Source organism: Streptomyces sp. Mut1 (assembly GCF_030719295.1).
Taxonomy (GTDB): Bacteria; Actinomycetota; Actinomycetes; order Streptomycetales; family Streptomycetaceae; genus Streptomyces; species Streptomyces castrisilvae.
This window is the reverse complement of record NZ_CP120997.1, coordinates 7,055,385-7,070,275: the sequence shown is the minus strand read 5'-3', so window position 1 is coordinate 7,070,275 and position 14,891 is coordinate 7,055,385. Positions and strand designations below refer to the sequence as shown.

At 71.2% G+C, this 14,891-nt stretch carries 12 protein-coding genes; all 12 read right to left on the bottom strand.

Translation table 11 applies throughout. From position 1 onward, the window contains the following. Nucleotides 1–3: 3 nt before the first annotated feature. The 12 genes from P8A18_RS30555 to P8A18_RS30500 all read right to left on the bottom strand — a co-directional run bounded on the left by P8A18_RS30555 (nucleotide 4) and on the right by P8A18_RS30500 (nucleotide 14,889). On the bottom strand, nucleotides 4–1,401 hold the full coding sequence (locus P8A18_RS30555; protein ID WP_306059783.1) for an aspartate aminotransferase family protein: 1,398 nt from the start codon (nucleotides 1,399–1,401) through the stop codon (nucleotides 4–6). After that, nucleotides 1,398–3,326 (bottom strand): 1-deoxy-D-xylulose-5-phosphate synthase, encoded by a 1,929-nt coding sequence (dxs, locus tag P8A18_RS30550; RefSeq protein ID WP_306059781.1) that lies wholly within the window; start codon nucleotides 3,324–3,326, stop codon nucleotides 1,398–1,400. Before dxs ends, P8A18_RS30555 begins: the two co-directional genes overlap by 4 nt. Before the next feature lie 129 nt (nucleotides 3,327–3,455). Next, nucleotides 3,456–4,475: an adenosyl-hopene transferase HpnH gene (gene hpnH, locus P8A18_RS30545; RefSeq protein WP_306059779.1), complete on the bottom strand. Its 1,020-nt coding sequence runs from the start codon at nucleotides 4,473–4,475 to the stop codon at nucleotides 3,456–3,458. 5 nt (nucleotides 4,476–4,480) lie between these two features. Beyond that, nucleotides 4,481–5,146: a phosphorylase family protein gene (locus P8A18_RS30540; protein WP_018552433.1), complete on the bottom strand. Its 666-nt coding sequence runs from the start codon at nucleotides 5,144–5,146 to the stop codon at nucleotides 4,481–4,483. Next, entirely contained in the window at nucleotides 5,146–7,149 is a 2,004-nt protein-coding gene (gene shc / locus P8A18_RS30535) for a squalene--hopene cyclase (protein WP_306059777.1), read from the bottom strand. The genes P8A18_RS30540 and shc overlap by 1 nt, the downstream gene beginning before the upstream one ends. Before the next feature lie 108 nt (nucleotides 7,150–7,257). Beyond that, the gene (locus tag P8A18_RS30530; RefSeq protein WP_199783798.1) at nucleotides 7,258–8,364 is read right to left on the bottom strand and encodes a polyprenyl synthetase family protein; all 1,107 of its coding nucleotides are present in this window, start codon (nucleotides 8,362–8,364) and stop codon (nucleotides 7,258–7,260) included. Continuing rightward, nucleotides 8,361–9,749 carry a hydroxysqualene dehydroxylase HpnE gene (gene hpnE / locus P8A18_RS30525; protein ID WP_306059775.1) on the bottom strand — a complete coding sequence of 463 codons (1,389 nt, stop codon included), beginning with the start codon at nucleotides 9,747–9,749 and terminating at the stop codon, nucleotides 8,361–8,363. Before hpnE ends, P8A18_RS30530 begins: the two co-directional genes overlap by 4 nt. Nucleotides 9,750–9,883: 134 nt before the next feature. Next, entirely contained in the window at nucleotides 9,884–10,804 is a 921-nt protein-coding gene (hpnD, locus tag P8A18_RS30520) for a presqualene diphosphate synthase HpnD (RefSeq protein WP_306059773.1), read from the bottom strand. Between the two features lie 29 nt (nucleotides 10,805–10,833). Beyond that, on the bottom strand, nucleotides 10,834–11,754 hold the full coding sequence (gene hpnC, locus P8A18_RS30515) for a squalene synthase HpnC (RefSeq protein ID WP_306059771.1): 921 nt from the start codon (nucleotides 11,752–11,754) through the stop codon (nucleotides 10,834–10,836). A 445-nt stretch (nucleotides 11,755–12,199) separates the two neighbouring features. Next, nucleotides 12,200–12,988, bottom strand: coding sequence for an ABC transporter ATP-binding protein (locus tag P8A18_RS30510; RefSeq protein WP_018552439.1), 789 nt, complete (start codon nucleotides 12,986–12,988; stop codon nucleotides 12,200–12,202). Beyond that, nucleotides 12,981–13,910, bottom strand: coding sequence for an ABC transporter permease (locus tag P8A18_RS30505; protein ID WP_306059769.1), 930 nt, complete (start codon nucleotides 13,908–13,910; stop codon nucleotides 12,981–12,983). The genes P8A18_RS30510 and P8A18_RS30505 overlap by 8 nt, the downstream gene beginning before the upstream one ends. Nucleotides 13,911–14,016: 106 nt before the next feature. Then, nucleotides 14,017–14,889 carry a glycosyltransferase family 2 protein gene (locus tag P8A18_RS30500; protein ID WP_306061240.1) on the bottom strand — a complete coding sequence of 291 codons (873 nt, stop codon included), beginning with the start codon at nucleotides 14,887–14,889 and terminating at the stop codon, nucleotides 14,017–14,019. Nucleotides 14,890–14,891: the final 2 nt, after the last annotated feature.

Below are 14,891 nucleotides of genomic sequence, written 5' to 3'. Positions count from 1 at the left end.
CTCTCAGCGGTTGGCGACCGCCTGTTTGACCAGGGTCCGCCCGAAGTCCCACATCAGCCCGCCGCCGCTGTGCGCGTCGTCCATGACAGCCGTGAAGGCGCTCACGAACCGGTCCACGTCGGCGTCGTCGATCACCAGCGGCGGGATCAGCTTGATCACTTCGAGGTGGTCGCCGGACACCTGGGTGAGGATGCGGTGCTTCTGGAGCAGCGGCACGACCACCATCTGCGCGAAGAGGCCCTTGCGGGCCGCCTGGAGCATGGTCCAGCGGCTGCGCAGCTTCAGCGAGGTGGGGCGGCCGAACTCGATGCCGATCATCAGCCCGCGCCCCCGCACCTCGTGCAGCAGCTCGTAGCGGCCGACGAGGGCGGACAGCCGCTCGCGCAGCAGGTCCCCGGTGCGGCGCGCGTGCGCCACGGTCTCCTCGTCCTCCATCACCGAGAGCACGGCGAGTCCCGCCGCCATGGCCTGGGCGTTGGAGCCGAAGCTCGCGGAGTGGACGAGGACCCGGTCCATGGAGGAGTAGACCCGCTTGAAGATCCAGTCCTTGCCGACCGTCGCCCCGACCGGGACGTAGCCGCCGGAGAGCGCCTTGGCGACGCAGACCAGATCGGGTTCGACGCCTTCCTCGTGCTGGTACGCGTAGAAGTCGCCGGTCCTGCCCAGACCCGTCTGCACCTCGTCGGCGATGAGGAGGGCCTTGTGCTTGTGCAGCAGCTCCTGCGCCTCGCGCAGGAACCCGGGCGGCGCCGCGTGCACGCCCTTGCCCTGGATCGGCTCGACCACGAGCGCGGCCACGTCGCCGCGCTTGAGCTCCCGCCGCAGCGCGTCGAGGTCACCGAGTTCGATGGCGGTGTCGGGCAGCAGCGGGGCGAAGCCGTCGCGGAAGCCGCCCTCGCCGTTGACCGAGAGGGAGCCGGTCGTCAGCCCGTGGAAGGCGTGGTCGCAGTAGAGGATCCTCGGCCTGCCGGTGGCGTACCGGGCGAACTTGAGCGCCGTCTCGACGGCCTCCGTACCGCTGTTGCCGAAGAACACCCGGTCCAGGTGCGGGCTGTGGCTCAGCAGCTTCTCGGCCAGCAGCCCCGGCAGCGGCTGGCAGTCGAAGCGGGTGAGGTCGGCGAGCGAGGCGTCCAGGACGTCGTGCACCGCCTTGCGTACGACGGGGTGGTGCCGGCCGAGGCCCATCACCCCGAAACCGGCGAGCATGTCCAGGTAGTCGTTGCCGTCCGCGTCCCAGAAGTGCGCGCCCTCGGCCCGTTCGTAGACCTTGTCGAAGCCGATGGTGTGCAGCATGCGCGGGAGCTGGTGGTTGAGGTGCTTGGTGTGCAGCTCGTAGCGTTCGGCGCCGCGCTCGGCGAGAAGCCGCGCCAGATCGAAGCCCTTGGGCTCGTCGTCCTTCATGCCCCGCTCTCCTTGTGCCCGTTGGCCGGGGCTCCGTGCCCCGTGCCGTCGGCCGCCTTCCGGGCGGCCGTCGCGGCGCTGATCCGGCCCGCGATCTCGACCGGTGTGAGTCCGATGTCGGCCAGTACCTCGGCCCGTTTGCCGTGCGCGAGGAACTGCTCGGGAATGCCGAAGGTCCGCAGCGGTACGTCGACGCCGGCGTCCCGCAGCGCCTGGCCGACCGCCCAGCCGACGCCCCCGGCCCGGCTGTTGTCCTCGACGACGGCGACGAGCCGGTGCTCGGAGGCGAGCGGCGCCAGCCGCTCGTCGACCGGTTTGACCCAGCGGGGGTCCACCACGGTGCAGCGGATGCCGGCGCCTTCGAGCAGTTCGGCGGTACGCAGGCAGACGGGCGCCATCACGCCGACGGCGACGAGCAGCACATCGGCGTCCTCGGCGCGCCGCAGCACATCCATGCCGCCGATCCGCCCGATCGCCGGGACCGGCTCGCCCACCGACTCCTTAGGGAAGCGGACCAGGGTCGGCGCGTCGTCCACCGCGACCGCCTCGCGCAGCTCCTCCCGCAGCCGCTCCGCGTCGCGCGGGGCCGCGATGCGCAACCCGGGCACGACCTGGAGCACGGACAGGTCCCACATGCCGTTGTGCGAGGCCCCGTCGGGTCCGGTGACCCCGGCCCGGTCCAGGACGAAGGTCACACCGCACTTGTGCAGGGCGACGTCCATCAGCAGCTGGTCGAACGCCCGGTTGAGGAAGGTGGCGTAGACGGCGACGACCGGATGGAGCCCTCCGGTGGCGAGCCCCGCGGCGCTGACCGCGGCGTGCTGCTCGGCGATGCCCACGTCCCAGACCCGGTCGGGGAACGCCTCGGCGAACTTGGTCAGGCCGACGGGGTCCAGCATCGCGGCGGTGAGCGCCACGACGTCCGGCCGCTCCGCCCCGATCGCCGCGATCTCGTCACCGAACACGGAGGTCCAGGACGGACCGGCGGCGGGGGCCAGCGGAACGCAGGTCAGCGGGTCCATGGCGCCGACGGTGTGGAAGCGGTCGGCCTCGTCGCTCAGCGCGGGGGCGTAGCCGCGGCCCTTCTCGGTGATGCAGTGCACGAGCACCGGGCCGCGAAAGCGCCTGGCGTGCCGCAGTGCCGCCTCGACGGCCGCGGTGTCGTGCCCGTCGACCGGGCCGATGTACTTCAGCCCCAGGTCCTCGAACATGCCCTGCGGCGCGATGAAGTCCTTGAACCCCTTCTTCGCCCCGTGCAGCGACCCGTACAGCGGCTGTCCGATGACGGGGGTGCGTTCCAGCAGGTCCTTGCCCCAGGCGAGGAAGCGCTCGTAGCCGTCGGTGGTGCGCAGGGTCGCCAGGTGGCGGGCGAGGCCGCCGATGGTGGGCGCGTAGGAGCGCTCGTTGTCGTTGACGACGACGATCAGCGGGCGGTCCTTGGCGGCGGCGATGTTGTTCAGCGCCTCCCAGGCCATGCCTCCGGTGAGGGCTCCGTCACCGATGACCGCGACGACGTGGTCCGCCCTGCCGCGTACCTCGTTGGCCTTGGCGAGGCCGTCGGCCCAGCCGAGGACGGTGGAGGCGTGCGAGTTCTCGATGACGTCGTGCTCGGACTCCTCGCGGGACGGGTAGCCGGACAGCCCGCCCTTGCGGCGCAGCTTGGAGAAGTCCTGGCGCCCGGTGAGGAGTTTGTGCACGTAGCTCTGGTGGCCGGTGTCCCACAGGATGCGGTCCACGGGCGAGTCGAAGACCCGGTGCAGGGCGATGGTCAGCTCCACCACCCCGAGGTTGGGGCCCAGATGACCCCCGGTCCTGGCGACGGCCTGCACCAGGAACGTACGGATGTCGTCGGCGAGTTCGCCGAGTTGTGACGCGTTCAGTGCCTTGAGATCCTGCGGCCCCCGGATGCTCTGCAGCAGCGTCATGCCCGGGCCCCCTCTCTGGTCCTGTTCCAGCTCAGATGACGGCCGGGACCCCCGGAGGGGCCCCGGCGCCGTCCATGCCGGCGGGCGCGGCACCGGCCGCGCCCGCCGGCCCGGTGACCGGCTCTCAGCTCACCGGGTCCCGACGACGGTCTCCCGCGCGGCGCGCAGGGACTCCTTCAGCGACCCCATGGTGGCGAGCACGGCCGTGGGCTCGTAGCCGCAGTGCGCCATGCAGTTGGCGCAGCGCGGGTCCTTGCCCCGGCCGTACTTGTCCCAGTCGGTCTCCTCGATGAGCTGGCGGTACGTCGGCACGTAGCCGTCGCTCATCAGGTAGCAGGGCCGCTGCCAGCCGAACAGCGAGTAGTTCGGGATGGCCCACGCCGTGCACGGGAAGTCCGCCTTGCCCTCCAGGAAGTCCAGGAAGAGCGGCGAGTGGTTCAGGCGCCACCGGCCGCGGTTTCCCCCGGCGAAGGACTTCTTGAACAGCTCACGAGTCTGCTCGACGCCCAGGAAGTGCTCCTGGTCGGGTGCCTTCTCGTACGCGTAGGCGGGCGAGATCATCATCTCGTCGACCTTGAGGTCGTCGTTGAGGTAGTTGAGGACCTCGATGATGGTCTGCGGGGTGTCGGTGTTGAAGAACGTGGAGTTGGTGGTGACCCGGAAGCCGCGCCGCTTGGCCTCCTTGATCGCCGCCACGGCCTCGTCGAACACCCCTTCCTTGGCGACCGACTCGTCGTGCCGCTCGCGCAGCCCGTCGATGTGCACGGCGAACGCGAAGTACGGCGACGGGGTGAACTTCTCGATCTTCTTGCGCAGCAGCATGGCGTTGGTGCAGAGGAAGACGTACTTCTTCTTCGCCACGAGCTGGCGGACGATTTCATCGATCTGCGGGTGCATCAGCGGCTCGCCGCCCGCGATGGAAACCATCGGGGCGCCGGATTCGAGCACCGCGCCGACGGCCTGGGCCACCGGCATGCGCTGCTTGAGAACTCCGGCCGGATGCTGGATCTTCCCGCAGCCCTCGCACGCAAGGTTGCAGGCGAACAGTGGCTCCAGCTCGACAATCAGCGGGAACTTCTCCCGCCTGCGGAGCTTCTGTTCGGCAAGGTACGTCGCAACCTTGATGGTCTGACGAAGCGGCATGGCCATCTGGCTCACCTCCTGGGGAGCAGCAAAGATCGGTGCCATTCATAAAAAGCCGGTAGTACGGCACGGAGAACGCGGAAAGCCGATATTCCACCGCGGACCGTGCCGATGCGGACGAGCTCATGCTCCGGAGCGTCCACGACCACCCGTACGGCCGCAACCGGGCGGGGCCCGGACCGCAGGGCGGTGCGCAGAGTGGCGGCGGACTCCATGTCCACCGCGATCGCCCCGGTGGCCCGCAGTTCGGCCCGCTCATGTCCCCGGACGACATGATCGGAGCCGGTCAGCGGACCGGTGTGGACGGTGCGTCCCGGTACGGCCCTGGCCAGCGCTTCGGCCAGCAGGTCCGTGCCCGTGCAGCGGACGGGGTCCCCCGCCGCCCGGGTCTCCTCGGCCACCACCAGATCGCCCGGGTGCATTCCGGGCGCGAGGCCGGCGCAGAACCCCGAGGCGATGACCGCGGTGTCCGGCGCGCCGGCCCCGCTCCGGCCGAGCACGCGCGCCACAGCGGCTTCGGCCGCCTTGGGGCCCATGCCGGTACGGAGCACGGTGACCCGTTCCGGGGCCTTGCCCGCCCTCCCCCTGCCGGTGCGCAGGGCGAGCTGTTCGATGCCGAGCGCACAGGCGATCAGCAGCGGGGCGGCGGGGCCGGCCGGCCCCGGGCCATCGCCCATCAGACCTCCTCGCGCGTCGCCGTGCGGTCGGCGAACGGGTCGCCGTGCACGTACCGCCCGAGGGCGGTGAGCGGGAAGACCTGCCGGTAGAGGTGGTAGTTGATGGAGAAGTCCCAGGGGAAGCCGGTGCCGGTGAAGTACGGCTCGTCCCACGAGCCGTCGGCCTGCTGGGTCTCGGCCAGCCAGGCGATGCCGCGTGTCACGGCGACGGTGTCCCGCCGGCCGGCGGAGAGCAGCGCGAGCAGCGCCCAGGCGGTCTGGGACGCGGTGGAGGCTCCCTGGCCGATCCACTTCTCCTCGACGTAGGAGCGCAGGTCCTCGCCCCAGCCGCCGTCGTCGTTCTGGACGGATTCCAGCCAGTCGACCGCACGCCGGATCGCGGGGTGCGTGGCCGGCAGTCCGGCGGCGATCAGGGCGGGTACCACCGACCCCGTGCCGTATACGTAGTTGACGCCCCAGCGCCCGAACCAGCCGCCGCCCGCGTCCTGTTCGGCGAGCAGCCAGTCGATTCCGCGCCGGGTGACGGGGTGGCCGGCGTGGCCTTCGATGGCGAGCATCTCCACCACGTGCCCGGTGACGTCGGCGGACGGCGGGTCGATGACCTCTCCGAAGTCGCAGAAGGGCAACCGGTTGGGGAACGCGCTGGTGTTGTCCGCGTCGAATGCCCCCCAGGCCCCGTTGCGGGACTGCATGCCGACGTTCCAGCGCACACCGCGCGCGATGGCGGCGTCCACCCGGGCCTGTTCGGGGTGGCGGATCCGGCGCAGGGCGAGGACCACCTCCGCGGTGTCGTCGATATCGGGGTAGTTGTCATTGTGGAATTCGAAGGCCCAGCCGCCCGGCTCCAGCCGGGGCCTGCGCACCGCCCAGTCGCCCGGCCGGTCGATCTCCTCGCCGAGCATCCAGTCCGCCGCCCTCACGAGCGCCGGGTGGTCGGGGGCGACCCCGGCGTCGGCGAGCGCGATGGTGGCCAGGCAGGTGTCCCAGACCGGCGACTGACAGGCCTCGATCATGCGGGCGCCGTCCTCGCGCCACACGGCGAAGCGGTCGAGCGATTCGAGCCCGGCCCGCATCACCGGGTGTTCGAGGTCGTAGCCGAGGAGGTGCAGGGCGATGACCGAGTAGACGGCGGGCGGCTGGATGCCGCCCCAGCAGCCGTCGTTCTCCTGGCGTTCGATGATCCAGCGGGCTGCGGCATTCATGGCGACGCGGCGCAGCCGGCGCGGCGCGAAGCGGTGGTAGACATGCAGCGCCTTGTCGAGACGCTGGAAAATTCCGTCCCAACTCGCCGCCGGGGCCGGGCGTTTGGGCGGGTTCGGGTGGTCGGGGTCGGTGTGCAGCTCGTCCAGGGCGAACGGGGCCGGGCGTACCGGCCGCTTCGCCGAGACAACGGTCAGCGGCACAATGGTCTGGCGGGCCCAGCAGCCGAAGTCGTAGATATTGAGCGGGGCCCACTTCGGAAAGAACATCAGCTCGGGCGGCAGCTCCGGCAGGTCGTCCCACTTCCACCAGCCGAAGAGGGCCAGCCAGATCCGGGTGAAGACCCGGCTCGCCGCGATCCCGCCCTGCTCCCGGACCCAGCCGGCGGCCCGGAGCATATGGGGGTCTTCCGGCCGGTCACCGGCCAGCCGCAGCGCCACGTACGCCTCGATGGTGGCGGAGAGGTCCCCGGGGCCGCCGTGGAAGGTGGCCCAGGTGCCGTCGCCGAGCTGCTCGCCCCGGATGTAGTGGCCGGCCGCCCGGACCGTGTCCGGGTCCTGGATTCCGAGGAACTGGCGGAGCAGGAGGTCCTCGGCGTCCATCGTGACGTTGGTGGCGAGGTCGCCCTTCCACCAGCCCTGCTCGTCCTGCCTGCCGAGGAGGTGCTCCACCGAGCGCTCCGCGGCCCGCCGCGCGGCGGCCAGTACGGCGTCCGCGGCGATGGTTGATTCGGTTGTCGGTCTACTGGCCGAGGCCGCTCGGGGATCCACAGCCCCGGTGCTTCCGTCGGTCGTCGCTGTCATGGCTTCCCCTCCGTGCAGTTTGTCCTCTGCTGTGCTGGGGTCTCCGTCGGCCGGCGTCCCGTGCGGGGCGCCGGCCGGCGACTGCGAGTCATATGGACCAGATGGTGATCATCTCTTTCGTACGACGACGAAGTCCGCGAGCGCGGTGAGCTGCGCCCGCACGGTTTCCGGCATGTCGACACCGTGCAGCACCTCGATGGCGACCGCATGCTGACGACGCGCCTCCTGGGCGGTCCACTCGCGGCCGCCCGCCTCCTCGATGAGCGCCGCACGGGCGGCGAACTCCTCTTCGGAGAAGCTGTCGAAGTCACTGCTCTTGGCGTCCGCCGACAGCAGCTCGCCGAGCCGCTCGGAGGCCGGCCCGCCGGCGGCGAGCGCGGCGACGACCGGCAGCGACTTCTTGCGCTGGCGCAGATCGCTCCAGGTCTGCTTGCCCGTGGACTCGGGGTCGCCCCAGATGCCGAGGAGGTCGTCGACCGCCTGGAAGGCGAGCCCGAGGTGGTGGCCGTACGCCTCCAGGACGTCGGCGGTACGGTCGTCGGCTCCGCCGAGCACCGCGCCGATGGAGCAGGCGCAGGCGAGGAGGGCGCCGGTCTTGTTGCCCTCCATCTCCAGGCACTCCTCGACGGTGACGCGCTCACGGTGCTCGTAGGAGATGTCCTGGGCCTGCCCGTCGATGAGCTTGCGGGTGGCCGAGGTCAGCCGCCGGGCCGCGCGGCCCGCCTCGGGCGTGCCGAGCTCCAGCAGGACCTCGTTGGCCAGGGCGAACAGGGCGTCACCGACCAGGATCGCCTGGGCGGGGCCGTGCACCTTCCATACGGTGTCGCGGTGGCGGCGCTGCTCGTCACCGTCCATCAGGTCGTCGTGCAGCAGCGAGAAGTTGTGCACGAGTTCGACGGCCACGGCGCCGGGGACTCCGGCCTCGGCCGCGGCGCCGGCCGCTTCTGCGGACAGCAGGGCCAGCGCCGGGCGGACGGCCTTGCCGCCGTCACCGTCGGAGGGCCTGCCCTGGGCATCGATCCAGCCGAAGTGATAGGCGGCCACGGTGTCCATGGGCGGTGCGAGCCGGTCGACGGCGGCCCGGAGCACCGGCGTGGAAAGGGCCCGTCCGCGCTCCAGAAGCGCGGTGACGTCCGTGGTGTGGTCCGCCACGGTGTCGGAAGCCGGATTCGCCGGGGTCACTGACTCTCCTCTTGTTCCGGTGGTACTGCTCATGCCGCCTCCTGCAGCGGATGTTCATGGGAGCGGCCGAGCGCCAGGAGCGCGGCGTCCGCGGCGCTCGCGCCGCTGCGGACCGCGCCCTCCATCGTGGCGGGCCAGCCGGTGGCGGTCCAGGCACCTGCCAGGAAGAGGCCGGGAGCGCGGGTGCGCGCCCCGGGCCGCAGCCGGCCGGTGCCGGGCGCGGGCGCGAAGGTCGCGGTGCGCTCGCGGGTGACGAAGAAGTCCCGGATTCCCGCGCCGCGGGCGGCCGGCAGGAGCCGTTCGAGCTCGGGCAGGTAGCGGGCGCGCAGTTCGGCGACGGGCAGGTCGATCTCGTCGTCGGCCGCGGACTGGGAGACCGCGAGGTACTGGCCGGGTCCGGTGAGGCCGGACGTCGCGGTGCGGTCGAAGACCCACTGGACCGGCGAGCCGAGCGCGGCGAAGAACGGCCGCTTGAGCACCTTGCGGTCGTAGACGACGTGGACGTTGAGGATCGGCGATGTGCCGATGTCCAGGAGCCGGTCCGGTGCGTCGAGCGCGCCCTCGGGGAGCAGGCCGTGGGTCTCGCGCTGCGGTACGGCCAGCACGACGGTCTCGGCCTCGATCCGTTCGGCCCCGGTGTCGACCAGCCACCGTCCCTCGTCGGTGCGGGTCAGGGCGCCGGCCTTGGTGCGCAGTTCGGTGCGTACGCCCGCGGAGTCCAGGGCCTTGCGGCTCATGGTGTCGTGGATGTCGCCGAGCGGTACGGCGGCCCAGCCGATGTCGGCGGCGCCCGGCTCGGAGAGCAGCCCGGTCTTGAAGACCTTCGCGGCCAGGGCGAGCGAGGAGTTGGGGGCGGTGGCGTTGAGGGTGGCGACGCCGACCAGGTCCCAGAGGGCCTCGATGGTGCGGGGCGACTGGCCGTGGCGGGCGAGCCAGCTGCCGAAGTCGACCTCGTCGAGCGCGGGGTCGTCCGGGTCGAGCCTGCCGAGCGCCAGCGCGGCCCGTGCGACGCCGGCCCGTTCGGCGAGCGACAGGTGCGGATACCCGGCGAGCCCGGCGGCGAGGTGCAGCGGGACGGGCAGCGCGTTGCGGCGCAGTCGTCCGAGCCGGGGCCCCGAGGGCCGGCCGACATCGAGAACGGGCACGTCCAAACGGTTTTGCAGGGGCGCCAGCTGTGCGCTGTCGACCCGGTCGAGGAACCAGCGGTAGGCGGTGCAGCAGCGCAGGTAGACGTGCTGTCCGTTGTCGACCGTCAGTCCGCCGCGGCGGAAGGAGAAGGCGAGCCCGCCGAGCCGGGGGCGGCCTTCGAGCAGGGTCACGTCAAGCCCGGCGTCGGCCAGACGGAGGGCCGCCGTGACACCGGCGATCCCGCCGCCGATCACGACCGCCCGGGACGAGCGCGGCGCGTCGTCACTCATGCGTCCCCCTCTCGCCAGTTCTTTTCCCATGCGGTCCGTCCAGTCAGGGACGCAGTCGCCGGGCCGGGGGTTGCCCGCCGTCCGAACCGTTCATCCTTGATGCACATGGTGCGCGAGATGTACGTGAGGCGCATTCAGACACGCCCTCGTGCCGTGCGCCGGGAGATGTGGCGGGCGTCGAGTCCGGACAGGCCACGCACCGCCACGTACGCCTTCTCGTGGCCCGGCAGCGAGACCCTGCCGCGCAGCACCGCCTCGGGGTCGCGCTCGATGCGGTCCAGGAGCCTGCGGTAGATGCCGGCCATCGCCGCCACGCACGCTCCGCTGCGCCGGTCGAGCATCGGCAGCAGCCGGTATCCCTCGGCGAACAGGGCGCGGGCACGCCTGACCTCGAAGTGGATCAGGCCCGCGAAGTCGGAGCCGGGCGGCGGGGTGGCCCGGCGGAAGCCCTCGGAGCAGCCGAACTTGGCGAGGTCGTCGGCGGGCAGGTAGGTGCGTCCGTTGCCGGCGTCCTCGCGGACGTCGCGCAGGATGTTCGTCAGCTGGAGCGCGAGGCCCAGCGTGTCGGCGTACTCCGCGGCGCGCTCGGTGCCGGGTGCGCCCGGTTCCGTACCGAAGACGCCGAGGCTGAGGCGGCCGATGGCGCCCGCGACGCACCGGCAGTAGACCTTGAGGTCGTCCCAGGTCTCGTAGGTCGCGCCGCGCACGTCCATCAGCACACCGTCGATGAGCTCGTCGAGCCCTTCGAGCGGCAGCGGGAACCTGCGGGCGGCGTCCGCGAGCGCGACGGCCACCGGGTCGGTGTCGTCCTCCTCGACCGCGCCGGAGCGGACGCGGTCCAGCAGGGTGCGGGTGCCCTCCAGGCGGACGCGCTTGGTCTGCGGCTCCAGTTCGCCGTCGCCGATGTCGTCGACACGGCGGGAGAAGGCGTACAGGGCCGACATGGCCTGCCGCTTCCCGGTGGGCAGCAGCCTGATGCCGTAGGCGAAGTTACGCGCCTGCTGTCCGGTGACCGCCTCGCAGTAACTGTATGCGGCCTGTACCGGTGCCGACATGTACGTCGTCTGTCCCTCCACGGTCCGGCTCACCCCTCTCTACGCGCTCTTCGCAAGACAACTCCCACTTCGCGCAGCAGGCTGGGCTTGGTGGGTCCGGGTGGTCCGGGCAGTACGTCGAATCCGGCGGCCGCGATCGCGGTGAGGGCGGCGCGTCCTCCTCCCACGAATCCGGCGAGAAGCAGCCTGAGCCTGCCGTGGACGCTACCCACGAGGGGGGTGCCTTCATTCAGCAGATCCCGGGCGCGTTCCGCTTCGTACGCGATCAGTGCGCGCACCGAGGCGTTCGCGGTGGGCGCCGCCAGGTCGGCCTCGCCGACGTGGAACCGGGCCATGTCCTCGGCGGGCAGGTAGACGCGGTCGCGGCCGAGGTCCTCGGCGACGTCCTGGAGGTGCTCGACGATCTGCAGCGCGGTGCACACGGCGTCGGAGCGGCGCAGCCGTTCGGGGCTCGCGGTCCCGGTGAGCTGGAGGACCAGGCGGCCCACGGGGTTGGCGGAGAGCTCGCAGTAGGCGAGCAGTTCCTCGTACGTCCCGTAGCGGCGGACCTTCTGGTCCTGCCGGTTGGCCTCGATGAGGCCGAGGAAGGGTTCGGGGGTGAGGGCGCGGTCGCGGACGGTGGGGCGCAGCGCGCGCATCAGCGGGTGGTGCGGTGTCTCGCCGGTGGTGGCGAAGACGCGGCGCAGGTCGCTCTCCAGCGCGTCGAGCATCGCGAGCCGGTCGTCGGCCCGGGCGGGGTCGAGCCCGAGGTGGGCCGCGTCGGCGCCGCCGGGGGCGAGGTCGCCGTCGCCGATGTCGTCCACGAGCCGGGCGAAGCCGTAGACGGCCATCAGGTCGTCGCGCCAGGCGCGCGGCAGGAAGAAGGGGGCGACCGGAAAGTTCTCGGCGGCGGCCTTGTCGAGAGTTCCGGATGCGGCGGTATCGAGCCGCGCCTGCCGGGTACGGGTCACTGCGGACCGCCCTGCGCGGGGACGGCGTGAGCACCTCGGAGCTGGAGATCTTCCGTCATAGCCGTCACATCTCCCGTTCTACACTGCTGACCCAAAACATCCCATTCCGGACACGCCGCCCGCCGTCCCGAGTGCGGAGGACGGCTACGGGCCGTCCGCCCAGGCGGTATCGCCCCACTTGCGGCGAATCAGCACCGGTACAGCTTACGTTGTACAACGCTCATCCAAACGTCGGGGTACGGGCCGCACGCCGCGGGGTCCGTAGCCCGCGTCAACTCTGCTACCGCCGGAGGGCATTCACGTCATCCGGCGGTAGGAGATCATGCCGGGCCCCGTACGACGAGGCGTGGACGTCCGGGCTCCGGTCCACCATCCGGACACGGTGCGACCCCCGCCGGAAGAGTCCGGCGGAGGCCGCCCGGTGCGTGACAAGGGGTGATACGTCCTACTTGCCGGTCTCCCGCTCGTAGGCCTTGAGGACCTCTTCGGTCGGGCCGTCCATGAGCAGTTCGCCCTTCTCCAGCCACAGCACCCGGTCGCAGGTGTCCCTGATCGACTTGTTGCTGTGGCTCACCAGGAAGACGGTCCCGGCCTCCTTGCGCAACTCCCTGATCCGCGCCTCGGAGCGGATCTGGAACTTGCGGTCGCCGGTCGCCAGGGCCTCGTCGATCATGAGGACGTCGTGGTTCTTTGCGGCCGCGATCGAGAAGCGGAGGCGGGCGGCCATGCCGGAGGAGTAGGTGCGCATGGGCAGGGTGATGAAGTCGCCCTTCTCGTTGATGCCGGAGAAGTCGACGATCGACTGGTAGCGCTCGCGGATCTCCTCGCGGCTCATCCCCATCGCCAGACCGCCCAGGACCACGTTGCGCTCGCCGGTCAGGTCGCTCATCAGCGCCGCGTTGACGCCGAGCAGCGAGGGCTGTCCGTCCGTGTAGACGCTGCCGCTCTCGGTCGGCAGGAGGCCGGCGATGGCCCGCAGCAGGGTCGACTTGCCGGAGCCGTTCGTCCCGATGAGACCGATCGCCTCGCCCCGGTAGGCGGTGAAGGTGACGCCGCGCACGGCGTGGACCTTGCGCACCCCGCGCTGCTCCACGCCCTTGTCCCGGCGCAGGATCCGGCTCAGGGCCGCGGTGGCTCCGCCCTTGCCACCGCCGCCGCCGTTGACCCGGTACACGATGTGCACGTCGTCGGCGATCACGGTGGGGACGCGCCCCGCGGTGTTGTCGTCAGCCACGGCCGTACCGTTCCTCTGCCTTCCAGAAGTACACGAAGCCCACCAGGCCCACCACGATCGACCAGGCCAGGGCGACCGCCCAGACGTGTTCGGGCAGGTTCTCGGAGCCGTAACCGTCGATCAGCGCGAACCGGACCAGGTCCATGTAGATCGCCGCCGGGTTGTACTGGAGCACGTCGGTGATCCAGGCCGGCTTGTCCGCGAGCATCACCGGGATGGAGAACATGACCCCGGACGCGTACATCCAGGTACGCATGACGAACGGCATGAGCTGGGCCAGGTCGGGGGTCTTGGCCCCCATCCTCGCCATGGCGAGCGCCAGTCCGGTGTTGAAGAAGAACTGCATCACCAGGGCCGGAATCACCAGCAGCCACGACAGGCGCGGGTAGCTGCCGAATCCGACCGTGACCGCGAGCAGCACGATCATCGAGTACAGCAGTTGCTGGAGCTGCTGGAGCGAGAAGGAGATCGGCAGCGAGGCCCGCGGGAAGTGCAGCGCCCGGACCAGGCCGAGGTTCCCGGAGATGGAGCGGACGCCGGCCATCACGGAGCTCTGGGTGAAGGTGAAGACGAACACCCCGGTCACCAGGAACGGGATGAAGACTTCCTGCGTGAAGCCCTTCTTCGTGCCCAGGATCAGCCCGAAGATGAGGAAGTAGACCGCGGCGTTCAGGAGCGGGGTCGCCACCTGCCACAGCTGCCCCAGCTTCGCCTGGCTGTACTGGGCGGTCAGCTTCGCCCGGGAGAACGCCAGGATGAAATGGCGCCTCCCGCGCAGCTGGCTCACGTACTCACGGAGTCCGGGCCGGGCACCGCTGACCGCCAGACCGTACTTCGCGGCCAGCTCGGCCGCGCTCAGGCCGTCGTCGGCCGATGGCGGGCTGCCCAGCGCAACCGCACCACCATGGGTTGTGTCACTCACCAGAAGAAACTCTCGTATTCAAAATGCGCAGCCAGTCGCGGGCGCGGCTCAGGGCGGACAGGTCCCGACAAGAAAAATACGCCTCATGCTCCCAGAGGCGAGCCTCTCAGATCACCGGAGGGCGGCCTAGCCTGGTCAGTCGCCACACCGTACGCCACTTCATCGGGCGGCGGGGTCCGCACGGGGTCGTCCAGCCCTCCCGGAAGCCGCCGAACCAGGCCTTCAGCGCCTCGCCGGACGGCCTGCGCAGCAGGGTCAGCAGCATCCACACGCCCAGGTACACCGGGACGAGGGGCGCGGGCAGATTGCGCCGGGCCAGCCAGACCCGGTTGCGGGCCACCATGCGGTGGTAGACGGCATGCCGGGACGGGGCCGTGGCGGGGTGGTGCAGGACCATGTCCGCGCGGTAGTCGATGAGCCAGCCGGCGTCCAGCGCCCGCCAGGCGAGGTCGGTCTCCTCGTGCGCGTAGAAGAAGTCGCCGGGCAGCGGGCCGACCTCGGCGAGGACCCGGGTGCGCACCGCGTTGGCGCCGCCCAGGAACGTCGTCACCCGCGACGAGCGCATCGGGTCGGCGGCGCGCAGCCGGGGCACGTGCCGGCGCTGGGTGACACCGGTCTCCGGGTCGGCGATCCGGAAGCTGATGATGCCGAGCCGGGGATCGTCCGCGAAGGCCTGCCGGCACAGCTCGGCGGTGTCGGTGAGGGGCAGCAGCCCGTCGTCGTCCAGGAAGAGCAGGGCGTCCACGTCGGCGCCGGAGGGCCCGAAGGCCTCGATGCCGACGTTCCGGCCGCCCGGGATGCCGAGGTTCTCGGGCAGCTCGACGGTGCGCACGCCCGCGGGGACATCGGGGACGGGCGAGCCGTTGCCGACGACGACCACCTCGATCCGGTCGCCCTTCTGGGCGGCGACCGAGTCGAGCAGGGCGCGCAGCTCGGCCGGGCGGTTGCCCATCGTGATGATGACCGCGCCGAGTTTCATGG